The 23,611-nt window shown below is 72.8% G+C and carries 29 protein-coding genes; 15 read left to right on the top strand and 14 right to left on the bottom strand.

The annotated features are described in order from the left end of the window. Nucleotides 1-27 precede the first annotated feature (27 nt). From ABZ444_RS26655 to ABZ444_RS26630, 6 genes are all read left to right on the top strand, one after another. A complete protein-coding gene (locus ABZ444_RS26655) occupies nucleotides 28-1,881 on the top strand; it encodes a glycoside hydrolase family 15 protein (RefSeq protein WP_358002150.1) in 1,854 nt (617 codons plus the stop codon). 56 nt (nucleotides 1,882-1,937) lie between these two features. Next, nucleotides 1,938-2,681 (top strand): SDR family oxidoreductase, encoded by a 744-nt coding sequence (locus ABZ444_RS26650; RefSeq protein WP_358002147.1) that lies wholly within the window; start codon nucleotides 1,938-1,940, stop codon nucleotides 2,679-2,681. Nucleotides 2,682-2,777: 96 nt separating this feature from the next. After that, nucleotides 2,778-3,089, top strand: coding sequence for a hypothetical protein (locus ABZ444_RS26645; RefSeq protein ID WP_358002144.1), 312 nt, complete (start codon nucleotides 2,778-2,780; stop codon nucleotides 3,087-3,089). A 198-nt stretch (nucleotides 3,090-3,287) separates the two neighbouring features. Further along, nucleotides 3,288-3,686, top strand: a complete 399-nt coding sequence (locus ABZ444_RS26640) for a DUF1772 domain-containing protein (RefSeq protein WP_358002142.1) — start codon at nucleotides 3,288-3,290, stop codon at nucleotides 3,684-3,686. Between the two features lie 9 nt (nucleotides 3,687-3,695). Continuing rightward, nucleotides 3,696-4,043 (top strand): hypothetical protein, encoded by a 348-nt coding sequence (locus ABZ444_RS26635; protein ID WP_358002139.1) that lies wholly within the window; start codon nucleotides 3,696-3,698, stop codon nucleotides 4,041-4,043. Continuing rightward, a complete protein-coding gene (locus ABZ444_RS26630; RefSeq protein ID WP_358002136.1) occupies nucleotides 4,040-5,503 on the top strand; it encodes a multicopper oxidase domain-containing protein in 1,464 nt (487 codons plus the stop codon). Before ABZ444_RS26635 ends, ABZ444_RS26630 begins: the two co-directional genes overlap by 4 nt. 96 nt (nucleotides 5,504-5,599) lie before the next feature. Here the strand turns inward: ABZ444_RS26630 and ABZ444_RS26625 are convergent, their stop codons facing one another. From ABZ444_RS26625 to ABZ444_RS26615, 3 genes are all read right to left on the bottom strand, one after another. Continuing rightward, the gene (locus tag ABZ444_RS26625) at nucleotides 5,600-6,073 is read right to left on the bottom strand and encodes an NAD-dependent epimerase/dehydratase family protein (RefSeq protein WP_358002133.1); all 474 of its coding nucleotides are present in this window, start codon (nucleotides 6,071-6,073) and stop codon (nucleotides 5,600-5,602) included. After that, a complete protein-coding gene (locus ABZ444_RS26620) occupies nucleotides 6,070-6,663 on the bottom strand; it encodes a dihydrofolate reductase family protein (RefSeq protein WP_358002130.1) in 594 nt (197 codons plus the stop codon). The genes ABZ444_RS26625 and ABZ444_RS26620 overlap by 4 nt, the downstream gene beginning before the upstream one ends. A gap of 187 nt (nucleotides 6,664-6,850) precedes the next feature. Continuing rightward, a complete protein-coding gene (locus tag ABZ444_RS26615; RefSeq protein WP_358002127.1) occupies nucleotides 6,851-7,636 on the bottom strand; it encodes a helix-turn-helix transcriptional regulator in 786 nt (261 codons plus the stop codon). Between the two features lie 78 nt (nucleotides 7,637-7,714). Between ABZ444_RS26615 and ABZ444_RS26610 the strand changes: the two genes are divergently transcribed. After that, complete coding sequence (locus tag ABZ444_RS26610) at nucleotides 7,715-8,104, top strand: nuclear transport factor 2 family protein (RefSeq protein ID WP_358002124.1); 390 nt, start codon at nucleotides 7,715-7,717, stop codon at nucleotides 8,102-8,104. 168 nt (nucleotides 8,105-8,272) lie between these two features. On the opposite strand, the gene ABZ444_RS26605 is transcribed toward ABZ444_RS26610, so the two are convergent. Beyond that, on the bottom strand, nucleotides 8,273-8,449 hold the full coding sequence (locus ABZ444_RS26605) for a hypothetical protein (protein ID WP_358002121.1): 177 nt from the start codon (nucleotides 8,447-8,449) through the stop codon (nucleotides 8,273-8,275). A 124-nt stretch (nucleotides 8,450-8,573) separates the two neighbouring features. Here ABZ444_RS26605 and ABZ444_RS26600 point away from each other — a divergent pair, with 124 nt between their 5' ends. Together ABZ444_RS26600 and ABZ444_RS26595 are read left to right on the top strand one after the other, a co-directional pair. Further along, nucleotides 8,574-9,323, top strand: a complete 750-nt coding sequence (locus ABZ444_RS26600; protein WP_358002118.1) for a Clp protease N-terminal domain-containing protein — start codon at nucleotides 8,574-8,576, stop codon at nucleotides 9,321-9,323. A gap of 8 nt (nucleotides 9,324-9,331) precedes the next feature. Further along, complete coding sequence (locus ABZ444_RS26595; RefSeq protein WP_358002115.1) at nucleotides 9,332-9,466, top strand: hypothetical protein; 135 nt, start codon at nucleotides 9,332-9,334, stop codon at nucleotides 9,464-9,466. On the opposite strand, the gene ABZ444_RS26590 is transcribed toward ABZ444_RS26595, so the two are convergent. The 3 genes from ABZ444_RS26590 to ABZ444_RS26580 are packed head-to-tail and all read right to left on the bottom strand — an operon-like array spanning nucleotide 9,463 to nucleotide 11,333. Beyond that, nucleotides 9,463-10,134, bottom strand: a complete 672-nt coding sequence (locus ABZ444_RS26590) for a hypothetical protein (protein WP_358002113.1) — start codon at nucleotides 10,132-10,134, stop codon at nucleotides 9,463-9,465. The two genes, ABZ444_RS26595 and ABZ444_RS26590, sit on opposite strands and share 4 nt — an antisense overlap. 6 nt (nucleotides 10,135-10,140) lie before the next feature. Next, nucleotides 10,141-11,028 (bottom strand): hypothetical protein, encoded by an 888-nt coding sequence (locus tag ABZ444_RS26585; protein WP_358002110.1) that lies wholly within the window; start codon nucleotides 11,026-11,028, stop codon nucleotides 10,141-10,143. Beyond that, complete coding sequence (locus tag ABZ444_RS26580) at nucleotides 11,019-11,333, bottom strand: hypothetical protein (protein WP_358002107.1); 315 nt, start codon at nucleotides 11,331-11,333, stop codon at nucleotides 11,019-11,021. Before ABZ444_RS26580 ends, ABZ444_RS26585 begins: the two co-directional genes overlap by 10 nt. Before the next feature lie 84 nt (nucleotides 11,334-11,417). On the opposite strand from ABZ444_RS26580, the gene ABZ444_RS26575 reads away from it, so the two are divergent. The 3 genes from ABZ444_RS26575 to ABZ444_RS26565 all read left to right on the top strand — a co-directional run bounded on the left by ABZ444_RS26575 (nucleotide 11,418) and on the right by ABZ444_RS26565 (nucleotide 12,494). Then, the gene (locus tag ABZ444_RS26575) at nucleotides 11,418-11,807 is read left to right on the top strand and encodes a YbaB/EbfC family nucleoid-associated protein (protein WP_358002104.1); all 390 of its coding nucleotides are present in this window, start codon (nucleotides 11,418-11,420) and stop codon (nucleotides 11,805-11,807) included. A gap of 10 nt (nucleotides 11,808-11,817) precedes the next feature. Beyond that, nucleotides 11,818-12,198 carry a YbaB/EbfC family nucleoid-associated protein gene (locus ABZ444_RS26570; RefSeq protein ID WP_358002101.1) on the top strand — a complete coding sequence of 127 codons (381 nt, stop codon included), beginning with the start codon at nucleotides 11,818-11,820 and terminating at the stop codon, nucleotides 12,196-12,198. A 98-nt stretch (nucleotides 12,199-12,296) separates the two neighbouring features. Further along, nucleotides 12,297-12,494, top strand: a complete 198-nt coding sequence (locus ABZ444_RS26565) for a hypothetical protein (RefSeq protein ID WP_358002098.1) — start codon at nucleotides 12,297-12,299, stop codon at nucleotides 12,492-12,494. A 37-nt stretch (nucleotides 12,495-12,531) separates the two neighbouring features. Here the strand turns inward: ABZ444_RS26565 and ABZ444_RS26560 are convergent, their stop codons facing one another. From ABZ444_RS26560 to ABZ444_RS26545, 4 genes are read right to left on the bottom strand one after another with little or no spacing between them, the layout of a single operon-like run. Next, nucleotides 12,532-14,592, bottom strand: a complete 2,061-nt coding sequence (locus ABZ444_RS26560; protein WP_358002095.1) for an iron ABC transporter permease — start codon at nucleotides 14,590-14,592, stop codon at nucleotides 12,532-12,534. Next, nucleotides 14,589-15,557, bottom strand: a complete 969-nt coding sequence (locus tag ABZ444_RS26555) for an iron-siderophore ABC transporter substrate-binding protein (protein WP_358002092.1) — start codon at nucleotides 15,555-15,557, stop codon at nucleotides 14,589-14,591. The genes ABZ444_RS26560 and ABZ444_RS26555 overlap by 4 nt, the downstream gene beginning before the upstream one ends. An 8-nt stretch (nucleotides 15,558-15,565) precedes the next feature. Continuing rightward, nucleotides 15,566-16,426, bottom strand: coding sequence for an ABC transporter ATP-binding protein (locus ABZ444_RS26550; RefSeq protein ID WP_358002089.1), 861 nt, complete (start codon nucleotides 16,424-16,426; stop codon nucleotides 15,566-15,568). A gap of 7 nt (nucleotides 16,427-16,433) precedes the next feature. Beyond that, on the bottom strand, nucleotides 16,434-17,327 hold the full coding sequence (locus tag ABZ444_RS26545; protein WP_358002086.1) for a siderophore-interacting protein: 894 nt from the start codon (nucleotides 17,325-17,327) through the stop codon (nucleotides 16,434-16,436). 220 nt (nucleotides 17,328-17,547) lie between these two features. On the opposite strand from ABZ444_RS26545, the gene ABZ444_RS26540 reads away from it, so the two are divergent. Then, the gene (locus ABZ444_RS26540; protein ID WP_358002083.1) at nucleotides 17,548-18,375 is read left to right on the top strand and encodes a MarR family winged helix-turn-helix transcriptional regulator; all 828 of its coding nucleotides are present in this window, start codon (nucleotides 17,548-17,550) and stop codon (nucleotides 18,373-18,375) included. A 215-nt stretch (nucleotides 18,376-18,590) separates the two neighbouring features. Here the strand turns inward: ABZ444_RS26540 and ABZ444_RS26535 are convergent, their stop codons facing one another. After that, nucleotides 18,591-19,793, bottom strand: coding sequence for an alpha/beta hydrolase (locus tag ABZ444_RS26535; RefSeq protein WP_358002080.1), 1,203 nt, complete (start codon nucleotides 19,791-19,793; stop codon nucleotides 18,591-18,593). Between the two features lie 96 nt (nucleotides 19,794-19,889). Next, the gene (locus ABZ444_RS26530) at nucleotides 19,890-20,735 is read right to left on the bottom strand and encodes an SDR family NAD(P)-dependent oxidoreductase (RefSeq protein ID WP_358002077.1); all 846 of its coding nucleotides are present in this window, start codon (nucleotides 20,733-20,735) and stop codon (nucleotides 19,890-19,892) included. 123 nt (nucleotides 20,736-20,858) lie between these two features. On the opposite strand from ABZ444_RS26530, the gene ABZ444_RS26525 reads away from it, so the two are divergent. Continuing rightward, nucleotides 20,859-21,791 (top strand): RNA polymerase sigma-70 factor, encoded by a 933-nt coding sequence (locus tag ABZ444_RS26525; RefSeq protein ID WP_358002300.1) that lies wholly within the window; start codon nucleotides 20,859-20,861, stop codon nucleotides 21,789-21,791. Nucleotides 21,792-22,227: 436 nt separating this feature from the next. Then, complete coding sequence (locus ABZ444_RS26520; RefSeq protein WP_358002074.1) at nucleotides 22,228-22,626, top strand: hypothetical protein; 399 nt, start codon at nucleotides 22,228-22,230, stop codon at nucleotides 22,624-22,626. A gap of 466 nt (nucleotides 22,627-23,092) precedes the next feature. On the opposite strand, the gene ABZ444_RS26515 is transcribed toward ABZ444_RS26520, so the two are convergent. Next, nucleotides 23,093-23,596, bottom strand: a complete 504-nt coding sequence (locus ABZ444_RS26515) for a hypothetical protein (protein ID WP_357964210.1) — start codon at nucleotides 23,594-23,596, stop codon at nucleotides 23,093-23,095. Nucleotides 23,597-23,611 lie beyond the last annotated feature (15 nt).

Below are 23,611 nucleotides of genomic sequence, written 5' to 3'. Positions count from 1 at the left end.
CGCGATGAAGAGGTACGGGGTGCACGGATGGCCGGGGGATTTCCACCGATCGGGGCGTACGCGTTCCTGTCGGACTGTCACACGGCGGCACTGGTCGCGCCCGACGGGGCGGTGGAGTGGATGTGCGCGCCGCGCTTCGACGGTCCGAGCGTGTTCGCGCGCATCCTCGACCGGCGGCTCGGCGGGGCGTGGGAGTTCGACGTGGCGGGCGCGCGGGTCGAGGGGCGCGGCTACGTCGAGGAGACGCTGGTGCTGCGCACCCGCTGGGTCGGCCGCGACTGCGAGGTCGTGGTGCACGACTTCTTCGCCACGTCGCCGCCGGGGACGGGCGGCAGCGGCGTGGTGCCCGTCCGGCTGCTGGTGCGGTGGGCCAGGTGCGAGCGGGGGCGGGCGGTCGTGCGCTCGCGGGTGCTGGCCAGGCCCGACTACGCCACCCGGGAGGCCCGCTGGACGCCGCGCGACGGCGTGCTGGCCGAGGAGTCCGGCCTGCTGCTGACCGGCATGAACGGGCCGATCGACGGGCCGACGGACGGGCTGATCGACGGGCCGACGGCACGGCCGCTGGCCGAGACCACGCTCGGCGAGGGCGAGTCGTGGGCGGTCGCGCTCGACTACGCGGGGCAGGGGCACACACCCGTCAGCGACCCCGAGCGGCTGCTGGCGGACACCGTGCGGTCGTGGCGTTCGTGGTCGTCGCGCTCGGCCTACGACGGGGTGGGGGCGCGGCAGGTGCGGCACAGCGCGGTCGTACTGCGCGGGCTGCTGTTCGACGAGAGCGGCGGGCTGCTCGCGGCGCCCACGACGTCGCTGCCGGAGTGGCTCGGCGGGCAGCGCAACTGGGACTACCGCTACGTGTGGCACCGCGACGCCGCGCTCATGGTGCTCGCGCTGCTGCGGCTCGGCCATCGCGAGGAGGCGGGCCGCTACCTGACGTTCCTGCTCGGCCAGTGCGCGATCCACGAGGGGGACCTGCCGCCGGTGTTCGGCGTCGGCGGCGGGCCGGTCGCCGGCGAGACCGTCCTCGGCCACCTGGAGGGGTACGCGGGCTCGCGTCCGGTGCGGATCGGCAACGGCGCCGCCGGTCAGCACCAGCTCGACGGCTACGGCCACGTCCTGGACGCGGCCATGGCCTACCACGGCGTGACCGGCGAGCTGAGCGGCGGCCCGGTGTTGTGGCGGCTGGTGGAGCGGGCCCGCGAGCGGTGGCGGGAGCCGGACGCCGGCATCTGGGAGGTGCGCGACGGCGAACGCCACTGGACCTACTCCAAGCTGTACGCCTGGGTCTGCTTCGACCGCGCGGTCCGGCTGGCGGAGGCCATCGGCGAGCACGGCGAGCACAACCTGCCCCTGGCGCAGTGGCGGGCCGAGCGCGAGGCCGTCCGCGCCGAGCTGCTCGACCGCGGCTACAACGCCGACGTCGGCGCCTTCACCCAGTCCTACGGGTCCGACCAGGCCGACGGCTCGCTGCTGCGGCTGCCGCTGCTCGGCTTCCTGGCCGGCGACGACCCCCGCGTGCTCGGCACCCTCGACCACATCCAAACCCGGCTGGGCGAGGGCGGCGCCCTCGTGCACCGCTACGACCCCGAGACCACCCGCGACGGCGTGGACGGGCCGGAGGGGGCGTTCCTGATGTGCTCGTTCGAGATGGTCTCGGCGCTGGTGCTGGCCGGGCGGACGGCCGAGGCCAGGGACCGGTTCGAGACGCTGTGCGCGCGGGCCGAGCCGCTCGGGCTGTTCGCCGAGGAGATGACCGGCGACGGGCACATGACGGGGAACTACCCGCAGGCGTTCACGCATCTGGCGCTGATCGAGGCGGCGCTCAACCTCGACGCCTCCGGCACCGTCGACGCCCTGCACGACTGGGCCGAACACGGCGGCTGACCCGAGGCTCCGGGGCCCCGGCAGCCTTGCCGAAGGCGGCTGCTAGGGTGCGGCGGGTGAGCGGTCGCGCGGTACTCGTCACGGGAGCGTCCAGGGGCATCGGCAGGGCGGTGGCGATGGCGTTCGCCGCCCAGGGTGACCGGGTCGCCGTCCACCATCGCGACTCCGCGCGGGCGGCCGGGCGCGTGCTCGGCGAGCTGGCGGGCGCGGGGCACGTCGTCGTCCAGGCCGATCTGGCCGACCCCGAGGGCGTGCGGCGCATGGCCGACGAGGCGGCCGGGGCGCTGGGCGGGCTCGACGTCCTGGTCAACAACGCGGGCGTCTACCATCTCCACCCCATCACCACGACGTCGTACGAGGAGTGGCAGGCCGCCTGGCGCCAGGCGTTCGAGGTGAACCTGCTGGGCCCGGCCAACCTCGCCTGGTGCGCCCTGCGCCACATGCGCGCCGGCGGCCGCATCGTGAACGTCAGCTCCCGCGGCGCCTTCCGCGGCGAGCCCGACGCCCCCGGCTACGGCGCGAGCAAGGCGGGCCTGAACGCCATGAGCCAGTCGCTGGCCGTGGCCCTCGCCCCGCACGGCATCGCGGTCGCCTCCGTGGCCCCCGGCTTCGTCGCGACGGACATGACCACCGAACACCTCAAGCCGCCCGCGGGGGACGCGATCCGCGCGCAGAGCCCGTTCGGCCGGGTCGGGGAGGCGGACGAGATCGCCGCCGCCGTGCTCTACCTGGCCTCCCCGGCGGCCGAATGGGCCAGCGGCACCGTCCTCGACCTCAACGGCGCCTCCTACCTTCGTTAGCGCCCGGAAATATCGGGAAATCCCCCCATTTTTCGGCCTGGCCGGGTAGCTTGCCGCACGGACATTCCCGAAGACCGAGAGAGGACGACCGGTTCGATGAAAACGCGCAAGCACATCGCACGGCTCATCGTCGGCGCGGGCACACTGGCGGCGGTGCTCACCGGGACCAGCGGGGTGGCCCACGCCGCCGGACCGTACCCGTACGCGGGGGCGGACGACGTCGGCCGCCGGCTGACGGTGTGCGCGGACGACCTGATGGTCCGCGACTTCGTCGGCACCCTGCACCGGGGTCAGAGCTTCACCGTCAAGGGCTTCGACGGCGCCTACAAGGAATGGGTGTACGGCTTCGCCTACGGCAACGTCAACGCCAACGGCTGGGTCGAGAACGGCTGGTTCTGCGACGCCTGACGGCACCGCGTACACCACGGCCCGTGACCAGGAAAGCCCCGGTCACGGGCTTTTTTCGGCTTCGGCCGGTACCGCGCGGTAGCGCGCCACTACATCCGTCGTCGTAGAGGCGGCCGGCATTTGATCCCGCTGGGGTAGCGGCAGATGAGTCCGCCGGTGGGACGCCACGGAGCCCCGGCCGGACGACGATTACCAGACATGAGAACCCGAGTCAGGTACCTCCATGGCGCCGCGTTGCCGGCGACCGGGCTGCTCGCGGGCGCGTTCGGATACGGTGCGGCCAACGTGGTGCCCACGTTCGGAGCCGTGCCGCTGGACGTGCGCCTGACCTTCCACACCACGATGATGAAGGTCAACGAGCCGGTCACGCAGAGCGCGATGGCCCTGGCCATCCTGACCACCTTCGGGCCGGCGCTCGCCGGCCGTGACCTGCCGCGCCGGCCGGCTTCCGGCGCCGGCTCCGTGCCGGCCGGCCACGCGGAGGTCTTCCAGCGGTGGGAGCTGTTCCACACCCTGCGCACCCTGACCGCGCTGGCCGCCTTCGTGCTGGTCGTCGTCGCCGCGGTCGCCGCCCGTCCCTCGACCTCGTCCCGTTAGGAGAACGTCATGTTCCTGCGTATCGCGCTCGCCGCGCAGACCGTCGCCCTGCTGCTGCAGGCCGTCACCGCCGGGCTGCTGCTGAGCACGCCGGGCGGCCGGGCCGCCCACAGCGCCACGGCGCTGGCCGTCGCGGCCACCGTGCTGCTGTACCTGGTCGCCGCGGTGATGACCAGGCAGCGGGCGGCCATCCTGGCCGCCGTGGGCATGCTGGTGGCGACGCTGGTCCAGATGGCGCTGGGCATGGCGCACGTGAAGGGCGTGCACGTGCCGCTCGGCGTGCTGATGTTCGGCGGCAGCATGGTGCAGACCGCGCGGGTCTGGTCCGCCGGCCGCCTCCGGGAGACGTCGGCATGACCGGCATGACCAGGCGGCAGGCGCTGCGACTGCTCGGCGTGGGCGCGGCGCTGGGCGTCTCGGGCTGCTCGCTGCTGACCCGCACCCCGCTGCCCCAGCTCCTGACCAGCGGCGCGCCGCTGCCCACGCCGTACGCCGTGCCGCTCCCGCGGCCCGCGGTGGCCGGGCCGGTCAGGACGGACGCGGGCGCCGACTACTACGAACTCATCCAGCGCCCCGCCGAGGTGGAGATCCTGCCGGGCCTGCGAACCCCGGTCTGGGGGTACGACGGGCAGTTCCCCGGCCCCACCATCCGGGCGCGCTCCGGCCGCCGGACCGTCGTGCGCGTCGGCAACCGCCTGCCCGCCCCGACGGTCACCCACCTGCACGGCGGGCACACCCCGCCGGAGTCCGACGGCTTCCCCACCGACCTGGTCCAGCCGGGCGCGCACCGCGACTACGTCTTCCCGCTGGAGCAGCGCGCGGCCACGCTGTGGTACCACGACCACCGCATGGACTTCACCGGGCCGCAGGTCTGGCGCGGCCTGGCCGGCTTCTTCATCGTCGACGACGACGAGCAGGACAGGCTGCCGCTCCCGTCGGGCGAGCGGGACGTGCCGCTGCTGATCTGCGACCGCTCCTTCCAGGCCGACGGGACGATGCCCTACCCGGCCAGGCCCGACGGCCCCGGCGCCCGTGAGGCGTTCATGGGCGGCGTGATGGGGGACGTCATCCTGGTCAACGGCGCGCCCTGGCCGCAGCTCGGTGTGGACCGCGCCCGCCACCGGTTGCGGCTGCTCAACGCCTCCAACGCCCGCACGTACGAGCTGGCCCTGTCGCCCGGCGGCACCCTGACCCAGATCGGCAGCGACGGCGGCCTGCTGGCGGCGCCGCGTCCCCTCCAGCGGATACGGCTGGCGCCCGGAGAGCGCGCGGACGTGATCGTGGACTTCGCCGCCTACCGGGTCGGCGACCACGTCGAGCTGCGCAACCTGCTCGGCGAAGGGCCGCAGGCCCGGGTGATGCGGTTCGCCGTCGAGCGGGACGCCCGCGACGACTCGGCGATCCCCAAGGTCCTGTCCACCGTCGAACGCCTCGACCCGGCGTCGGCCGCGGTGACCCGTGACTTCGAGTTCAGCAGCGGCGACCTGCACGGCCACACCGGCTGGCTGATCAACGGCAAGCCCTTCGACGTGCGCCGCGTCGATGCCCGGCCCAAGCTCGGCCAGGTCGAGATCTGGCGGGTGACCAGCGATGTCGCCCACCCCGTGCACCTGCACCTGGCGCCCTTCCAGGTGCTCTCGGTCGGCGGCGAAGGGCCGGACGGCCCGCCGGAGTGGAAGGACACCGTCGAGCTGCGGGAAGCGCAGACCGTGGAGATCATCACCCGGTTCACCGGCTACCGAGGCCGGTACGTCCTGCACTGCCACAACCTCGAACACGAGGACATGGCCATGATGAGCACCTTCGAGGTGGTCTGATCCCGGGCCGTCCCGATCGGGCTAGCGGGGGTTGCGGGCGCGCCAGGCGACGTAGTCGGCGACCGCCCCGGCCAGGTCGAAGGCCGCGCGCGGTCATCAGCAGGGCGATCGCGCCCCGGCGTCGGGCGCGTAGCAGGTGTCACCGCCGTCGCCGGCGTGCAGCGGTGGCGGCCGCTCGCCCCGGAGCGCCGCGCCGACGTACGGCGGGATGTGGTTGAACGGCGACTCCGGGTCCATCAGCGGCCCCCAGACGCTGCCGATCCGCAGCACGACCGGCTGGACCCCGCTGCCCAGGAGGCCGTTCGTGTCCGCGCGGAGGAAGTCCACCGGGTCCTCGCCCGGGATGCCGCCGGCCAGGTGGACGATGTCGCCGACGTCGTGGCGGGCGGCCAGGGCCAGGAAGGCGTCCCGGTCGGTGACGTCGAGCGGCTCCACGGTGACCCGGCCGGCGAGGAACGCGGGGACCTCGGCCCGGCGGTGCGCGGTGACGACGACGCGGCGTCCGAGGTCGGCGAGCGCGCGGGCGGTGTGCGCGCCGATCATGCCCAGCCCTCCGGTGAGGAGGATCATCGGGCCACCTCGTAGCGCAGGTGGGTCACACCCGGCGCGGGGACGGCCTCGACCAGGCGCAGGCGTACGTGCTCAGGAAGTTTCCGGAAGAACGGCCGGCCGCCGCCGAGCAGGACGGGCACCTGGTGCAGGACCACCTCGTCGACCAGGCCCGCCCGCAGCGCCTCGGTGACCACGCCGCCGCCCATGAGGCCGACGTCCTTGCCGCCGGCGGCCTCGCGGGCGGCGGCGATCGCGTCGTGGATGCCGGTGGTGACCAGGGTCTGGCGGTCGGTGATCTCCGGCGCCGGGCGGTGGCTGAGGACGACCAGCCGCGCGCCCGGGTGCGGGCTGCCGCCGCCGAAGTGGTCGGAGTCGTCGTAGGTGTGGCGTCCGGCGACGATCGCGCCGACGCGGGCGGCCAGGGTGTCGAAGACCCGGGCGCTGGGCCCGCTCAGCTTGAACCCGTCGAAGACCTGGCTGGGGGTGTCGCCGTCGAAGTACCAGTCGAACAGCATGGACGCGTCGCCGAGGCCGCGCCCGGCGCCGGGGTCGCGGCCGGTGATGAAGCCGTCGACCGACACCGCGTGGGCGCTGATGACCTTGCTCATGGGAGTGTTCCCTTCCGGAGTCGCCGGACTTCGAGCGCCCTTGTCCCTGAGGGGATCCGAAGGGATCACGAAGTCGCCGTCGCCGGAAAGTCTCCGCCGCGCCGCCGTCCGACCGGCAGATGCGGAAGTGGACGATCGGCGATGACGAACGTCATCGCCGCACGACCGCACGGCCCCGCCCGCGCGGTCACTCCCCCGCCAGCACCTCCGCGCCGAACTTCATGAAATAGGCGGCGGTCTCGGCGTCGGCCGGGTAGTACGACTCGATCGAGATCTCCTCCAGCGTGATGTCCATCGGGGTGCCGAACGTGGTGGTGGTCGAGAACAGCCGCAGTTCGACGTCGCCGAACCGGAAGATCATCGGGACGGTGACCTCCGACCCGGCCGACCGGCCCGCCTCCTCGAAGCCCGGCGCGAGCAGTTCCTCGTAGATCGCGTTGAGCTCGGCGTCGGGGGCGATGGCGAGCTGGCGCGAGATCCGGGCCCGGAGCACCGCGCGCACCTCGGGCAGGTTGACGATCCGGGGAGCGAGCCCGCGGTGCTCCAGCCCCAGCCGCACGATGTTGACCGGCGGACGCAGCAGGTCGGGCGCGACGTCCACGAGGAACGGGTCGATGGCGCGGTTGGTCAGCACGATGTTCCACCGGCGGTCGAGGACCACCGCCGGGTACGGCTCGTGGGCGCGCAGCACCCGCGCGATCGCGTCCCCGGCCGTCGACAGCGCGTCCCCGGTGAGCGGACGTTCGGCGTACCGGGGGGCGAAACCGGCGGCGAGCAGCAGCCGGTTGCGCTCCCGCAGGGGTACGTCGAGCTGGTCGGCCAGCCGCAGGATCATGTCGGCGCTCGGGTTGGACTTACCGGTCTCCACCAGGCTCACATGCCGGGCCGAGACGTCGGCGGCGATCGCGAGATCGAGCTGGCTGAGCCGCCGGCGGTGCCGCCATTGCCGCAACATGTCCCCGACAGTCCGCATGGCCGCCGAGACTACTGGACGTCCGCCATGAAATCCCCTTTCATCGACATCCTTGGCGGGGCTGGCAAGAGTGTTCCCATGACGACCGACAACAAGGCCATCGTCCAGCGCGCGCTGACGGAACTGATCGGGACGGGCGACGTCGACGCGCTCGCGCCCCTGCTGAGCGACGACTTCCGCCACCACCGGCCCGGTGCGGCGACCTCGACCAAGACCGAATGGCTCGGCGCCGTGCGCGCCGCGCTCGTCCCGCTGGCCGGCATGCGCGTGGAGATCGACCACGTGCTGGCCGACGGCGACCACGTCGTGATGCACTCGCGCCGCCAGGCGCCGGACGGCGGCCCGGAGATCGTGGTCGTGGACATCTGGCGCCTGGACGGCGGCCGCATCGCCGAGGCGTGGGAGATCATCGAACCGGTGTCCCAGTCCGCCGCCAACCTGACCTGGTGGGCCGCGCCCGCCCGCTGACGTGCGCCGACGGGTGCCGCCGTACCGGCCGGTCAGCCGGTACGGCGGAGGGTGCGGCGCACGGCCAGGCCGCCGAGGGCTGCCGACACGCCCTGCGGGCACGGCCGGCGAAAGGTCGCGCAGGTACGGCGACAGCGCACCCCCAGCCCGGTCACCTCCACGCGGAGCTCATGCCACCCCCTCCTTCGCGGTGTCGGCCAGCACCACGGCGAACAACGCCCGCAGGTCCTCCTGATCGAGCCCCACCGAACGGGCCTCCCGCACCCATGCCTCCAGACCGCGTCGCAACCGCGTGTGCTCGGCGAGCGTCGCGCCCGCGACGCCCTGCCGGACGAACGTGCCCATCCCCGGCCGCCCCTCGACCTCCCCTTCGCTTCGATGGGGGCATAAAGTCTGGAACACCTAACCCCGGAGGGTGTATAGGTAGGAGATAACCCGCCGATAACCCCAAGGCTGGAAGGGCGTCGCCATGCCGAAGATCAACGTGTACCTCCCCGACGAGCTGGCGGAGGCGGTCAAGGCCGCCGGCGTCCCGGTGTCGGCGATCTGCCAGCGCGCGCTGGAGCAGGCGGTGCGCAGGATCACCGCCATCCGCCAGACCGCCCTCGGCGAGCTGGACGCCGACGACCTGGCCGAACGGCTGCCGCGCTTCACCGACCGCGCCCGCACGGTCGTCAAGCTGGCCATCGACCGGGCGCGCGCCGACGCGGCGCCGACCGTCGGCACCGCGCACCTGCTGGCCGGGATGCTGGCCGAGGGGCAGAACCTGGCGCTGCACGTGCTCAGAGCGGTCGACATCGACCCCGCCCAGGTCCAGCGCGACCTGGACCGGCAGGCGGCCGGCGAGGAAGGCGGGGCCGGCGGCGACTCGGCCGTCCACTTCAGCGACCCCGCCGCCGGGGCCCTCGAACTGACGGTCACCGAGGCCACCGCGATGGGGCACAACTACGTCGGCTGCGAACACCTGCTCCTGGGACTGGTCACCGAGCCCGACGGCACCGCCGGACAGGTCCTACGGGCGCTGGGCGCCGAAGCCCGCCTGGTACGCCGGGCCGTGACGGCGGCCCTGGCCGGGTACGTGCACCTGCGTGCCCAGACGTCCACCGCCGGCGATCCGGCGCAGGCGCTGGCCGTGGCGGTGCGGCAGCAGTTGCAGCCGCTCATCGAGCGCATCGAACGGCTGGAGCAGAACCTGGGCTCCGCCTCCGGCCCCCGGTGACCAGGGCCGTGGACACGCCGATCCGCCGCCGGCGAACCCCGTTACGCCTCGCCCGCGTCCTGGTCAGCTCCATGGCCATCGCCGTCTTCTGGCTGCTGATCCTGCTGCCTCTGCTCCTCGACGGCCGGTGCAGCGGGCGCTAGTCCTGGAGCCGCATGAGCTGCCACTGCGCGAACGAACCGACCTCCTCGTCCCCCACCCTGGCGGCCAGGCGCAGCAGCGCCGGGTCGTCCTCGGCCATGCGCGTCGCGATCGCCGCGGCGAACAGGCGGGCCACCGGGTCGTCGCCCTCCAGCGCGGCGACGACCTCGCCCGGGTCGGGGTCCTCGGTGTCGGAGGCGACCAGCCCGGCCGTGAGCCGTCCGACCTCGGGGTCGGCCAGCCGGGACAGCCCCGCCATGAGCTGTTCGGTCGAGGCCATCGCCAGGAAGTGCAGGACCTTCCACCGGATGGCGGTGTCGGCGGCCCGGCTCAGGGCGAGGGTCTGGGCGATGACGTCGGCGTGCCGCTCGTCCGCGGCGAGCAGCACGAACTCGACGGCGAAGAACCGCACCTGAGCCCGCGGATGGGCCAGCAGGCCGGGGACCTCGTCCAGCAGCGGCTCGGCCGGCTCGCCCAGCTCCGACAGCAGCCAGGCGCCGGTCTGCACGGCGTCGTCGTCGCCGCTGCGCAGCAGGACGCGCAGGTTCTCGACGGGATAGCCGTCGAACAGCTCGTTGAGCAGGTCGTTGGCGGCCTGGCCGCGGGCCTCGTCGTCGGCGGGGCGGGCGAGGATGCGCGCCATCAGGTCGTCGCCCGTCTGTGTCTGCATCTCGCGTCATTTCCCCTCGTTGGCCTTGCGCTCAAGGTCGTCCAGGAGCTTCTTCTCCTGCTCCAGCCGGGCGGCGTGCCCGGAGTCCTTGCCGAGCCGGGCCTCGTTCATCTTCCGCGTGAGGATGCTGTCCTTGACCTCGGCCGCCGCCTTCCTCGCCTGCTCCGGTGTCATCTTGCTGACGTCGTTGCTGTTGGGCAACCTGCCGTGCATGCGCTGCGCGGCGTTGTCGTAGCTCGCCGAGGCGTTCGGGTCGTAGCCGCCGCCCTTCCCGCCCTTGCCACCGCCACCGCCCCCGCCCCGCCTGCGCCGGATCTGGAGCATGCCGTCGCGGGCGTGCGGCCGCTTCTCCATCTCCCTCATGATGCGGCGCATGTTCTCGGTCACCCGGCCGCGCAACACCGGGGCCAGGCCCCTGGCGGTGCCCTCGGCTCCTTCGAGCGCCACCTTGCCCACGGCGTGGCGGGTCATCTGCATGCGCGCGAGGGCGAGCATGCCGCCCGCGGCGCCGCCGAACAGCAGCGCCTGGGTGGCGGCGGTCAGTCCGTACGCGGCCTGCGTGCCCACGGCCAGCTTGACCGCGCTGACCACGTTCGCGGTGCCGTCGAGGACGGCCGGGGCGACCTTCGCCGCGGAGGCGGCCTGGGAGATGTGGCCGCCGCCGTCGCCGACCTGGTTCCAGTGGCTGGCCAGGTACGTGGCCGAGTCGCCCTGGTAGGACTGCCGCGCGTTGCGGACCGACTCGTCGGCCGCGGTGCCCTGGGACGACGACGCGGCGAGGACGACCCGCCAGTCGTTCGCCTCAAGGCGCCACTCGTCCTCGTTGTCGTTGGGCCAGGGGAAACCGATGAGGTTCAGGAAACCCGCCACGTGCGGGTCGAGTATCACCGCCATGCGGGGCCCTCGAAGCTCTCGACGGTGGCGCTCTCCGCCGCCTGGGTGTTCCTCGACACCATGCGCAGCCCTTCGCCGGTCTCGGCGATCTGCCCGCCGATCCCCGTCAGCGCGTCGAGCGAGGTCTGCAGGCATTCGTTGTAGGTGGCGATGATGGTGGCGAACAGCCCCTCGCCGCCGAAGGTCCGGGCGCCGCTCCCCCGCTGCCGCAGCCGCATCACCGCGGCGTCGTAGTTCGCCCCATGGCCGGTGACGTACGCGCCGTCACGACCCACCACCCCCGTGGCGATCTCAAATCCCGTCATGCCCAGAAAGCATATCCAGTCAATTCCGGCACAGACGTTTACCTCTACACTGAACCTTCCCGTGACTGACTGTCGGAGGTCGACTTGCGTTCACCTGCGCCGGAGGACGACGCCGAGTACCTGCACCAGTACGTCGCCCAGAGCCGCCGCGCGATCCGCGCGCTGCACGACGCCAGGGCGTCCATCGGCCAGGTGGAGGGCCGTGCGGAGAGCGACGACGGGCTGGTCGAGGCGTTCGCCGACGGCCACGGCGTCCCCACCCGCCTGCGCATCGACCCCCGGGCGCTGCGCCTGGACGAGGTCACCCTCGGCAGGAAGACCGCCGAGGTGCTGCGGGCCGCGCAGGACGCCGCCGGGCGGCAGGCGCGGGAGATCGCCGACGGCGTGCGGGACGCCACCGCCGCCGTGCCGGCGCCGCTGGACGAGACCTTCGTACGCGCGCGGGTCGAACAGGCGATCAACGACCTTTACTAGGAGGCGAAGCGTGTTCGGGCCGGAGATCGACCCCGCCAACATCAGCGAACGCGAGCTGGACGAGGCCGCCCGCCGGGGCGAGCGCATGCTGGCCTGGCTGGAGTCGGCACACGACGAGTTGCGGGCCGTCACCGGCACCGGCGAGGGCCCGTCGGGCCACGTACGGGTGACCGTCGACGCCGACGGACGCGTCCTCGACGTCCGCTACGGCCGGCGCGCCCTGCGGCTGGGCGGCCAGGACCTGGCCGAGGAGACGCTCGCGGCGGTACGGGCGGCCGCCGCCGACGTCCGGCGGCGCACCCACGACCTCATGCGCGAGGCCGTCCCCGGCTACGACCCGGACCGGACGCAGGCCGAGCTGGAACGGCTGCTCGGCGCCGAGTGGGCGTGAACCCGGCACGGGATGCGACCCGGCGTTACGATCGAGGCATGGGAGGACGAGCACGGCGCCGGCACGGCGACGCCCCGCGTCGCCCCAGCCGTACGGCCGTGCTGCTCTCCGGCGGCACCATGCTGTGCAGCATCGCCTCCAACTTCGGCCAGGCGCCCGAGCCGCACCAGATCGTGTTCGGGGTGCTGGCCGTCGTCGGTGCCGTCGCCGCGATCGCCGAAGGCCGTGGCGGAGTCCGGCAAAAAAAACGCTCTTTCCATTTCGCCCATCACATCGCCACCGCCTCTTACCGCTAGGACCGAGACCATGAACGCGCCCGCCCCTCTCGAAAGGTCACGGTGCGGCGGCCCGGCCGCCGGCGCGTGAGCGCCAGAGCAGCCACACGAAGTACGGCGTGCCGAGCAGCGCGGTGACCAGCCCGGCCGGCACCTGGGCGGGCGCGATCACGGCGCGCCCCAGCGTGTCGGCCAGGCTGACCAGCACCGCCCCGAGCACCGCCGCGGCGGGCAGGAGCCGCACGTGCCTGCCGCCGACCAGCGCGCGGGCGGCGTGCGGGGCGACGAGCCCGACGAAGCCCACCACGCCGACGGCCGAGACCGCGGTGGACGTGAGCAGCACGGCCCCGCCCAGCGCGAGCAGCCGGACGGGTTCGAGCGGCACCCCGAGCACCCGGGGCGTGTCCTCGTCGAGCGCGAGCAGGTCGAGGTCGCGCCGCAGCCACAGAGCGAGCGGGAGGAAGAGCGCGAGGGCCACGGCGACCGGCAGGAGCTGGGCCGGAACCCGCCCGTAGGTGGAACCGGAGAGCCAGGTCAGCGCCTTGGCGGTGTTCCACGGGTCGGACTTGACGATGATCAGCACGGTGACCGCGTTGAACAGCGCGTGCGCGCCGATGCCCATGAGCACGAGCCGGTCGGAGCTGAGCCCGCCACGCCAGGCCAGCAGGTAGACCAGGGCGAAGGCGGCGAGCGCGCCGAGCCCGGCCGCGCCGGACACCGCGGCGATCCCGGCCATGGGCACGAGGGTGAGCGTCGCGACGGCCGCCGCGCCGGCGCCCGCGGTGATGCCGAGCACGCCCGGTTCGGCCAGCGGGTTGCGGGAGACGGCCTGGAAGGCCGCGCCGGAGACCGCGAGCGCCGCACCGGCCAGGACCGCCGCGGCGACGCGCGGCCAGCGCTGGTCGAGCACGTACGTCAGGGCCCTGCCGGTCCTGCCCTGCAGCCAGTTGGCGACGTCGCCGAGCAGCAACCAGGTGTCGCCGCCGAGCAGGCCCAGCACGACGGCGACGATCAGCAGCGCCGTACCGGACAGCAGGATCACCGCGAAGGCGGCGCGGCCGGGGTCGGCGGTGCGGACGGTCGGCGGCCGCCGGGTCGGCCCGGCGTCGCGGTGCCGGCGGGCCAGCCACATGAGCACGCCCGCGCCCAGCATCGCGGTCACCACGCCCGGCGGCACGTCCACCCCGGCCTGCGCGCCGAGCACGAATCGCAGCGCGATGTCGGCGGCGAGCAGGACGACCACACCGGCCAGCGCCGAGAGCGGCACCAGGACGCGGTGCCGGCTCAGCTCGGGCAGCCGCCGGGCCAGCAGGCGGACGACGACCGGCGCGCACAGGCCGACGAAGCCGATGGGCCCGGCCACGGTCACCGCGGCGGCCGAGAGCATGACGGCGAGCACGACGACGGCCAGCCGCAACCGCCGGACGTCGACGCCCAGCACCGAGGCGGTGTCGTCGCCCAGGCCGAGGATGTCGAGGCGGGAGCCGAGGGCCACGGCCGCCCCGACCGCCACCACGATGACCGGGGCCATCTGGGTGACGCCGCCGAGGTCGCTCTGCACGAGCGAGCCGCTCCCCCAGGCGAACAGGCCGGTGTTCTCCTCCTGGAAGAGGATCATGAGCAGGGTGGTCGTCGACTGCAGGGCCAGCGCGGTCGCAGAGCCGGCGAGGATCAGCCGGGTGGTGCCGGTCCTGCCGCCCGCCGACAGGGCGAGCACCAGGGCCGCGGCGGCCAGGCCGCCGAGGAAGGACAGGCCGCCGGACAGGAGGGCCGGCAGGCTCAGGCCGAAGGTGGCGGCCAGCACGACCGCCAGGTAGGCGCCGTTGCTGACGGCGAGGGTGTCGGGCGAGGCCAGCGGGTTGCGGGCGACCGACTGCAGCAGCGCGCCCGCCGCGCCGAGCGCGACGCCGACGCTGACCGCCGCCAGCAGCCGCGGCAGCCGGGAGGCGACCAGCACGTTCATCGCCTGCTCGTCGAGCGCGAAGAGGTCGGTGTCGGAGGTGCCCTGCGTCAGGTGGAGCGCGGCGAGCGCCGCGACGACGGCCAGGGTCACGAGGAAGGCCCCCGCGACGCCGAGCCTGCGCAGCGGCGTCGCGGGGGCCTCGACTGCGGTGATCACCCGGCGTAGGCCTTCACCAGGGCGTCGGCGTACTGCCGGCACGACAGGGGGCCGCCGAAGGTCCAGATGCCGTCGGGCAGTTTGGTGATCTGGTTCTGCTTGACGAAGCTCAGCGACTTCCACAGGGAGTTGCCCGCCAGGTCGGCGAAGACGTCGACGCCGTCGGAGGCGTTGTAGAACAAGCGCAGGTTCTCGTCCTTGACCGCGGTCATGCCCTCGACGTCGGTGCTGCCGAGGCCCCACTGCTCGTCGACCACGCCGGTCCAGGCGTTGGTGAGGCCGAGCCGCTCGGCCACGTCGGAGACCAGGGCGCCCTTGCCGAACGGGCGGATGGAGATCTTGCTGCCGTCCTTCCAGCCGTCGGCCATCATGAACTTCTGCCCGGCCGAGCCGGAGGCGGCGATCCTGGCCTTGCCGTCGGCCATCGCGGCGTCGAAGTCGGCCATCACCTTGGTCGCCTGTTCCGTCCTGCCGACGGCGGTGGCGAGCATGGTGAGGTCGGCGCGCATGCGGGTGAGGTTCGCGGCGGCGTCGCTGCCCTTGGCGACGACGACCGGGGCGATCTTCTCCAACTGGCCGATGAGGCCGGCGTCGTCGGACTCCATGACGACCAGGTCCGGCTGGAGGGCGGCGATGGAGTCGACGCTGGGCTCCTGACGGGTGCCGACGTCCTTGACGGAGGCGTCGAGGGGGGCCGCGGTGACCCAGGTGCCGTAGCCCTTGACGTCGGCCGCTCCGACCGGCTGGACCCCGAGTGCGACCAGCATCTCGACCTCTCCCCATTCCAGGCCGACGACGCGGGTCGCGGGCCGGTCGAGAGTGACCTGCTTGCCGCGGGCGTCGGTCACGCTGATCGGGGCCGCGGCACTTGACGGCGCCTGGGTCGCGGGAGCCACGGGGGGCTCGGTGGTGCCGCAGGCGGTCAGCAGCAGCATGGCGGCCATGACCGCCGGGAGGGAACGCATGGGATCTTTCAGCCTTTCATCGCCAGGTGGCGGCCCAGCGGCCTGGTGCGGACCAGTCCGGTGAGGGAATCGATCGTGGCCTCGACGCGGATGCCGTAGGCCTCGGTGAGCAGGTCCTCGGTGAGCACCTCGGGCGGCGCCCCGTCGGCGCGGACCCGGCCGCCCTGGAGGAGCACGACCCGGTCCGCGATCTCGGCGGCCTGGTTGAGGTCGTGCAGGACGACGCCGACGGCCACACCGTGCCGGTCGGCCAGGTCGCGCACGAGTTCGAGCAGCTCGACCTGGTAGCGCAGGTCGAGGAAGGTGGTGGGCTCGTCGAGCAGGAGCACGCCGGCGTCCTGGGCGAGGCAGGTGGCCAGCCACACGCGCTGCATCTCGCCGCCGGACAGCTCGTCGACGGCGCGTCCGGCCATGGCGCGCACGCCGGTCAGCTCCATGGCGTGCTCGATCGCCGCCTCGCCGCCGGGGTCGCCCGCGCGCCAGCGGCCGCGGTGGGGGTGGCGGCCGTAGCCGACCACGTCCTTGACGCGTACGCCGGTCGGGGTGGGACGGCTCTGCGCCAGCAGCGTCACCCGGCGGGCGAAGTCGCGGGCGGACAGGGCCAGGGCGTCGGCGCCGCCGGCCAGCCGTACCTCGCCGGAGTCGGGGCGGTGCAGCCGGGCCAGGGCGCGCAGCAGGGTGGACTTGCCGCTGCCGTTCGGGCCGACCAGGGCGGTGACGGCGCCGGTGGCCAGGCTGATGCAGGCGCCGTCGACGACGGGGCGGCCCGCGTAGCCCAGGCACAGGCCCGTGCCGGTGAGCGCGGGGCCGGTGAGCGCGGGGCCGGTGAGCGCGGGGCCGGAGCGGCCCGGGAGCAGGGGGTCGGTCATGGCGGGCTCACGCGTCCTCGGAGCGGCCCTGGCGCCAGTACCCCATGAAGGCCACGGCCTTACGGTCCATGCCGCGTGCCGAGACCAGGTGACGGCGCAGCCGCTTGATCACGGCCGCCTCGCCGGCCAGCCAGGCGTAGCAGGGGCCGTCGCCGTTCTCGGGGATCTCCCAGAGGATCTCGGCGTCGACGTCGATCTCCTCGGGCTCGGCGCCTGCCGTGCCCGCGGGAAGGAGCCGGGCGGCGGCCTCCGCGACGGCGGGCTCCAGGCGGGCGCCCCATGGAGCGTCGCCGCGGGCGAGCCAGGTGACCTTCACCCCCGACTCGCCGACGGCCGGGAGGAAGTCCTCCTCGTGCGGCACCTCCAGCAGGGCCTCGCCGGTGACATGGGCGGGCAGGCGCTCCAGGATGCCGACGATCGCCGGGACGGCGGTCTCGTCACCGGCGAGCAGCACGGTGCCGAAGCCGGCGGGCGGCCGGAACTCCAGGCCGCCGTGGAAGCCGTCGTAGAGGCCGTTCGGGCCGAAGATCGCCGCCTGCGAGCCGGGCTCGGCGGCGGCGATCCAGCGGGCGGCCGGCCCGGCGGGCCCGGCGGAGTCGTCGTGCAGGACGACGTCGATGTCGACCTCGGCGGCCTCGGGGCGGACCGCGCGGACGGTGTAGGTGCGCAGCGGGTTGCGCTCGTCGCCCTGGGCGTACCACTGCTTGAACCAGTCGGCGCCGCGCGGGAAGCGCGTCACGCCCGCGCCGGGGGTCGGCAGGACCAGCTTGACGCGCTGGTCGTACCCGTTGTCGGCGAACTCGTGCAGGTCATCCCCTGTGAAGGTCACGCGGAGGAACGACGGACTCAGTCGCCGTACGCCTCGAACCTGGACGTCGAAGGCACGAAAAGGGTCGACCACCACAGAGCTCCTTAGTTAGGTTAGGCTAACCTACATTGAATCCTCCGATCGGGAAACCCGCCGCCAAGAGCCCGCGCCTTTACAACGTAGATCACATCCAGGCCGGAAAATTCTCGGCCGGAGTTGTCGGATCCGGGCCGCGTCGTTCGTAGCCAGGGTGGACAGTCGCCCACGAGGGGCTGTCACGACCAGCTGGTACGACCGAGGGAGACGCCGACCGATGCAGCACCACCCGCAGGCCAGGATCCACCGCATGTTCGAGCTCATCGAGCCGATCGCCACCGCCACCTTCTCCGAGGTGGCCAACGAGGCGTTCCTGGCCGTCGGCATGCGCAACTACTGGGACGGATATTTCGCCGGCCGGGCCGCACCGCTGGGCCTGGCACCGGCCGAGGTGGTCCACGCGGTCTTCTACAACTTCGCCGACGGCGAGGTGGCACGCCACATCCCCTGGGTGTGGGGAAAGATCACCCCGCAGGAGGCGATCACCGTGCGCGAGCGGGGCAGCGCCGCCGCCCTGCGGCAGATGATCGGAGACCTCGCCGACTCGCCCGGTCTGGTGCGGGCCGCCGACCTCGCCACCCGGGCGGCGGTCAGCGCGCCGACCGAGGGCCGGCCACTGTACGCCGGGCTGCGGGCGCTCGACGTGCCCGAGGAGCCGGCCGCCAGGCTCTGGCACGCGGCGACGCTGCTGCGGGAGCACCGCGGCGACGGCCACAACGCCGCCCTGCTCGCCCACGGCATCGGCGGCACGGAGGCCCACGTCCTCATGGCCCTCTCCCTGGGGATGCGGGCGGAGGAGTTCGGCCGGATCCACCACCTGCCCAAGGCGCGGCTGACCGCCGTCGTCGACGGGCTGCGCGACCGCGGCCTCGTGGACGCCGCCGGCGGGTTCACCGACGCCGGCCGGGAGACCAAGCAGCGGATCGAGGCGCTCACCGACGAGCTGGCCGCGCCGGCCTACGACGGGCTCGGCGCGGACGAGCTCGACGAGCTGGCGGCGGAGCTCGAACCGATCGCCGCCGCGGCATCGGCGTCCGACAACTGAAAGGACCGGGCCATGACCGACATTGCGGACGACCGTGCGGGTGAAAGCCTTCCCTGACGCCCTCTTCGACGCGCTCACGTCGACTGCCCTGTGCAGCCGCAGCCGGCAGCACTACATGACGAGTCTGCGCGACCACCTGGAGGGCGGCGGTGGAAGCCCGTTCGGCAGTCCCGCGGACCGCGCCCCGCCGACGAGCACAGGCAGCCGGTGCGGCCTCAGGGGTTCTGGAAGGACACCTCCGGGTTGGCGGGGGACGGGCCGTTCAGCAGGGGCTGCCGCTCGCCACGGAGGTGCCGGCCGAAGAAGGCGCCGACGTACCCCGTGGTGATCTCGCCCGACCGCTTGCCCGACAGGGGCGCGGCGGGGTCGACGATCCCGACCTGGGCGCCCAGGATGGGCAGGTCGATGAAGGTGAAGTGGCCGGAGTCGGCCACGGTCAGCCAGCGCTTCCAGCCGTCCAGGCGTGGCCAGTCCCGCGCCCAGGTGGTGTCGGCGGAGCCGGGTGAGTGCTGGGCCTTGGTGCCGAGCATGAGGAACGGCCGCCCGCCGAGGCCGGCGGCCGCGACCGGGGCGAAGAACGAGCCGTCCAGGTTCACCCCGGCGCGGACCCGCCGGTCGGCGGCCATGACGCTCGCCGCGGCGTTGCCGCCGAGCGAGTGGCCCGCGGCGCCGATCCGGCGCGGGTCGATCATCTGCCAGTGCTTCCAGGCGGGTGCGGACCGTACGGGGCGGGTCAGCCGGTCGATCACGAAGGACAGGTCGGCTGCCCGGTTGACCGCGGCCTTGGCCATCAGCTCCTTCTCCGCCTCGTCGGAGGGGGCGCTCTCCACCGTCTCGCACGCGACGCAGGTCAGGGTACGGCCGCCGGGGAAGGTCGTGCCGAACGACTCGTAGGCGTGATCGACGAGGGCGACGACGTAGCCCTTGGAGGCGAGGTCCTCGGCGAGTGTGGTCAGGGTGGCCCGGTTGAGGGTGAACCCCGGTGAGAGCACCACCAAGGGGTGCCGGCCGCCGACGGGACGAGCGTTCAGGTGCGCGTTCGTACTGACCTCGGCGAGTTGCTCGGGCTTGAAGACGGTGTCGAGCTTCTGCCCCTTGAGGAGCAGCCGGGCCTCGTCGACGGTCATGTACGGCGCGGCGCTCCCGCCGGTGCGCGCCGGGAAGTACACCGACACCATCAGCTCGCGTGCGGCCGCGGGCGTCCACGGGTCGCGGCGGCCGGCGTCGACGAGATGCAGGGTGTCGCGCCCTACTTCGTACCGGCCGGTGGGGTGCGGGATCGCGACGCGTACGTCGGAGGTGCCCGTGGTGGAGGCGGCGGCGGGCGCCGAAGCCGAGGCGGCCGCCGCGGCCGCCGCCGGGAGGGCCAGCGTCAGGGCGAGGAGGAGGGGGGCGGGGTTACGGCGAGTTCTGATCATGCGCAGAACTGTAGAAATGACGCCACCACCCCCCACATGCCCGAAAGACAGGCTCGGACCCTTACTTTTGTCAGGGGTCAGGGCTGCGCGGGCCGGTCAGCCGGCTTGGAGCGGGCCGTGCGCCTCGATCGAGAGGTCCTGCCAGTCGGCCCAGGTCTTGAGCCGGTCGGCGTAGGCCTGCTGGATCAGCGGGTGGAAGCCCTTGCCGAACAGCACCCGAACCGGCGGGTCGGCGGAGTCGACGAGCTTCAGAAGCGCCTGCGCCGCGGCGGCCGGGTCTCCTGCGGGCATCTTGCCCGCCATCGCGCCCAGGCGCCGGCGCAGACCGTCGTAGGCCGGGTCGGTCCTGGCCATGTGGCCGTTGGCGAGCGGGTCGGGGTTGTTGCCGTTCCGGGTGGCGAAGCCGCCGGGCTCGATGATGGTCACCTTGACGCCGAACTCGGCGACCTCGCCGGCGAGCGCCTCGTTCAGGCCCTCCAGGGCCCACTTGGAGGCGTGGTAGGCGCCGCCGAGCGGCATGGCGATGACCCCGGCGGCCGAGGACAGCTGGATGATGTGCCCCGAGCGCTGCTCGCGCAGGTACGGCAGTGCGGCCTGGACCACCCACACCGCGCCGAACAGGTTGGTCTCCAGCTGGTCGCGCAGGTCCTGCTCGGTCAGCTCCTCGACCGCACCGACCTGGGCGTAGCCGGCGTTGTTCACGATGACGTCGAGCCGGCCGAAGTGCTCCTTCGCTCGCCGCACGCTCTCGAAGACGGCGGCCCGGTCGGTCACGTCCATCTCCAGGGGGAGCACCGCGTCGCCGTGGGCGTCGACCAGTTCCTTCAGTCCCGCGGTGCTCCGGGCGGTGGCGGCGACCCGGTCACCGCGCGACAGGGCGGCCGCCACGAAGTTGCGGCCCAGGCCGCGGGACGAGCCGGTGACGAACCAGACCTTCTGCATGCTGTGCTCCTTTCAGCTGTTACCCCCCTGGACGAGACAGCCCCGCACGGATGTGAGCTCGGCCGAGTGTGACGTGCGACACTTTGTCGCCTCTGTCCAGCCATGGTGATACCAATGGTCGGCGTGACCCGCACCGAGGAGTTCCAGGCGCTACGGCCGCTGCTGTTCGCGATCGCCTACCGGATCCTGGGCAGTGTGAGCGAAGCCGAGGACGCCGTCCAGGAGACCTGGCTGCGTTACGAGGGCGCCGCGACCCGGCCCGACTCGCCCAAGGCCTTCCTGTCGGCGACGGTCACCCGGATCTCGATCGACGTGCTGCGCTCGGCCCGCGTCCGGCGCGAGGCCTACGTCGGGCCGTGGTTCCCCGAACCGCTGCTGACCGACCCCTACCAGGACCCGGAGCGGTCGGCGGAGCTGGCCGACTCGGTGTCGATGGCGGCGCTGATCCTGCTGGAGCGGCTCAGCCCGCTCGAGCGTGCGGTCTTCGTGCTGCGCGAGGTGTTCACCTTCAGCTACCGGGAGATCGCCTGCGCGGTGGAGCGGTCGGAGGCGGCCTGCCGCCAGCTCGCGGTGCAGGCGCGCCGCCACATGGACGCGGGCCGGCCCCGTTTCCAGGCCGATCGCCGGTCCCGGGACCAGCTTGCCGGGCGGTTCATCGGCGCGCTCAAGGAGGGGGACATCGAAGGGCTGCAGGAACTGCTGGCCGCCGATGTCCGGCTGGTCAACGACGGCGGCGGCAAGATCGGAAGCATCCTGCCGGTCCTCGGCGTGGCGAAGGTGGCCCGAGTGTTGTCCGTCGCCATCCCGCCGTTCGCCCGGATCGGCGCGGTGCTGGAGGCGCACGAGGTGAACGGCCAGCCCGGCGCGATCATCCGCGACCGCGCCGGCCGGCTCGTCAGCATCTGGACGCTCGACATCCTGGACGGACGCATCCAGACCATCCGCTCGATCATCAACCCCGACAAACTTCGGCACCTCGGCCCCCTCGCCGACGCCCACGCGGTCATCCGCGAGAAGAAGCAGCACGTCCCCGGCGCGCACCGCCGCGCCCATTGATCGAACGTGCGCCGAACAGGGCTGATGACCGTCCCCGTGAATGGACCGTGGTGGCCCCCAGCCCTCTCACGATCCCGGATCGATGCTCGATCCTCAAACGAGCCATCACCAGGGCACAGGCCCGCGACCAGGTCAGACCAAACGTCGTGCTGCTCTGCGAACTGCCCAGGGGCCGGCCAGGACGTCCATCCAAGTCCCGGTCGGTGCGTGCCGGCGGGGACGCCAAGACTCCCGAGTCGCGCCGCACGCTCCGGCTTCCCCATCGATGCGTCCGGGGCCTGGCCACGTTCTGGAACCACCTGAACGCCCGTGGGGCAGCTCCAGGCCAAGATCAGAGCGGGACGGCACGTGCAATGTCCGGATGTGGACAAGATCAGGGGCAACCAACCGGACGCCTGCCGCGTCTCACTGGTTCCGACGTCTCAGGAGGCGCCTCATGGCCTATCCGCCCCAGCCGCCCCAGGACCCGTACGGGCAGCCCTACGGCCCTTCAGGGCCGCAGTACCCGCAGGCGTACGGGCAGCAGGGGCCACACCACTACCTGCCTCAGCCGTACAGCCGGCCCTACCAGGTGCAGCCCCACATGCAGCCGTACCAGCAGGCATCGCAGGCGCCCCAGTTCGGGCCGGTGCAGTGGGTCACGGTGCGCGAGCGCGGGTTCAACCCCACAGCGTTCGTCGTCCACCTACTGCTGTGGCTGCTCGTCCACTGGTGGCTCGCCGGCTGCACCCTCGGCATCTGGCTGATCGCTGCAATTCCGCTCACGTTCATCGGCTGGAACGTCACCCGTACGTATCCCGTGCAGAATGTCTCCCAGCCGCCCTACCCGCACTGAGGTTCAGTCAGGCACCCTGTATCCAACCCGCGCCCTTCAACTTGGCCAGGGCGTCCGTGACGCCGGCCCACGTGTACTGGATGCCGATGAACGCGCTGCCGGGAGGGGCGGAGACGCGGAAGGTCTTCTTCTGGGCCAGGAGCGGTGAAGAAGTCGCCGTTGGGCGATGGGCGGGCATCCACGAGCGTTCGGGAGGCTGTAGGCCGCCACGGATGGCGTCGATGACGCATTCGATGAGCGCTTCCCATGTCCGGTCAGCGCGTTGCCGCCACGCCAGGATGTGACCTGCTCCAGCGGGGTGAGGTGGGGAGTTTCACGACGGGCGGGCTCGCACGGGAGCGTGGAGCGGACGCCCCTCAACGCCCACCGGCCTGACGACCGTCCGTACGGGGGCAACAGGCGGGCGAGGCACCCACCGTAGACCGGGACGCACAAGGCGTGAAGGACGCGAGAGTGGGGCGCCGCGTCATGAGGCGAGGAGATCGAAGTGGAAGCCGAGCACAAGCAGCATCACCGCAGTCCAGCGGATGACGCGCTCCCAGGATCGGCTCTCCAGACCCCTGGCCAAGACTTGTGTCAGCACCCTTGCGATCTGAGGAGTGATGGCCAGCGCCACAACCCCGACGACATTTGCCAGCACCACAGTGATTCTGTCCGCGGTGGGCCCGAGGTGGAGATTGCCGCTCACAAATGCAGCGATGGCGACAAGTAGCCCCAACGCCGACACCCAGAGGCCGAGCCTCTGAAGCGTGAGCGACCGAAGGGGATCGAACCGCTTGAACCTGTCGGCGAACTGCCTGATGCGGTCGGGTCCGATGATGTCCAGGACGACGGTCATCCCGGCGAAGAAGGAGACGACTTTGCCGATGCGGCCGAGCGCCAGGATCGAAGCCCCGTAGAGGGTGTGCTGGTTCACCTGGACGTTGTCGAACCACATGCCCCATGCCTGGAAGAGCCCGAGATCCGCCATGCCCGGAGCGTAGAA

Source organism: Nonomuraea sp. NPDC005730 (assembly GCF_040630865.1).
GTDB lineage: Bacteria > Actinomycetota > Actinomycetes > Streptosporangiales > Streptosporangiaceae > Nonomuraea.
This window is presented reverse-complemented; position numbering and strand designations above follow the sequence as displayed.

What these genes read in the sequence shown, in the direction of transcription:
- ABZ444_RS26615 (WP_358002127.1), bottom strand. Translation starts at nt 7,636, where the DNA reads ATGCGGACTGTCGGGGACATGTTGCGGCAATGGCGGCACCGCCGGCGG.
- ABZ444_RS26620 (WP_358002130.1), bottom strand. Translation starts at nt 6,663, where the DNA reads ATGAGCAAGGTCATCAGCGCCCACGCGGTGTCGGTCGACGGCTTCATC.
- ABZ444_RS26600 (WP_358002118.1), top strand. Translation starts at nt 8,574, where the DNA reads ATGCCGAAGATCAACGTGTACCTCCCCGACGAGCTGGCGGAGGCGGTC.
- ABZ444_RS26645 (WP_358002144.1), top strand. Translation starts at nt 2,778, where the DNA reads ATGAAAACGCGCAAGCACATCGCACGGCTCATCGTCGGCGCGGGCACA.
- ABZ444_RS26515 (WP_357964210.1), bottom strand. Translation starts at nt 23,596, where the DNA reads ATGGCGGATCTCGGGCTCTTCCAGGCATGGGGCATGTGGTTCGACAAC.
- ABZ444_RS26625 (WP_358002133.1), bottom strand. Translation starts at nt 6,073, where the DNA reads ATGATCCTCCTCACCGGAGGGCTGGGCATGATCGGCGCGCACACCGCC.
- ABZ444_RS26630 (WP_358002136.1), top strand. Translation starts at nt 4,040, where the DNA reads ATGACCGGCATGACCAGGCGGCAGGCGCTGCGACTGCTCGGCGTGGGC.
- ABZ444_RS26635 (WP_358002139.1), top strand. Translation starts at nt 3,696, where the DNA reads ATGTTCCTGCGTATCGCGCTCGCCGCGCAGACCGTCGCCCTGCTGCTG.
- ABZ444_RS26530 (WP_358002077.1), bottom strand. Translation starts at nt 20,735, where the DNA reads ATGCAGAAGGTCTGGTTCGTCACCGGCTCGTCCCGCGGCCTGGGCCGC.
- ABZ444_RS26655 (WP_358002150.1), top strand. Translation starts at nt 28, where the DNA reads ATGGCCGGGGGATTTCCACCGATCGGGGCGTACGCGTTCCTGTCGGAC.
- ABZ444_RS26605 (WP_358002121.1), bottom strand. Translation starts at nt 8,449, where the DNA reads ATGGGCACGTTCGTCCGGCAGGGCGTCGCGGGCGCGACGCTCGCCGAG.
- ABZ444_RS26540 (WP_358002083.1), top strand. Translation starts at nt 17,548, where the DNA reads ATGCAGCACCACCCGCAGGCCAGGATCCACCGCATGTTCGAGCTCATC.
- ABZ444_RS26555 (WP_358002092.1), bottom strand. Translation starts at nt 15,557, where the DNA reads ATGCGTTCCCTCCCGGCGGTCATGGCCGCCATGCTGCTGCTGACCGCC.
- ABZ444_RS26520 (WP_358002074.1), top strand. Translation starts at nt 22,228, where the DNA reads ATGGCCTATCCGCCCCAGCCGCCCCAGGACCCGTACGGGCAGCCCTAC.
- ABZ444_RS26590 (WP_358002113.1), bottom strand. Translation starts at nt 10,134, where the DNA reads ATGCAGACACAGACGGGCGACGACCTGATGGCGCGCATCCTCGCCCGC.
- ABZ444_RS26580 (WP_358002107.1), bottom strand. Translation starts at nt 11,333, where the DNA reads ATGACGGGATTTGAGATCGCCACGGGGGTGGTGGGTCGTGACGGCGCG.
- ABZ444_RS26640 (WP_358002142.1), top strand. Translation starts at nt 3,288, where the DNA reads ATGAGAACCCGAGTCAGGTACCTCCATGGCGCCGCGTTGCCGGCGACC.
- ABZ444_RS26550 (WP_358002089.1), bottom strand. Translation starts at nt 16,426, where the DNA reads ATGACCGACCCCCTGCTCCCGGGCCGCTCCGGCCCCGCGCTCACCGGC.
- ABZ444_RS26535 (WP_358002080.1), bottom strand. Translation starts at nt 19,793, where the DNA reads ATGATCAGAACTCGCCGTAACCCCGCCCCCCTCCTCCTCGCCCTGACG.
- ABZ444_RS26585 (WP_358002110.1), bottom strand. Translation starts at nt 11,028, where the DNA reads ATGGCGGTGATACTCGACCCGCACGTGGCGGGTTTCCTGAACCTCATC.
- ABZ444_RS26610 (WP_358002124.1), top strand. Translation starts at nt 7,715, where the DNA reads ATGACGACCGACAACAAGGCCATCGTCCAGCGCGCGCTGACGGAACTG.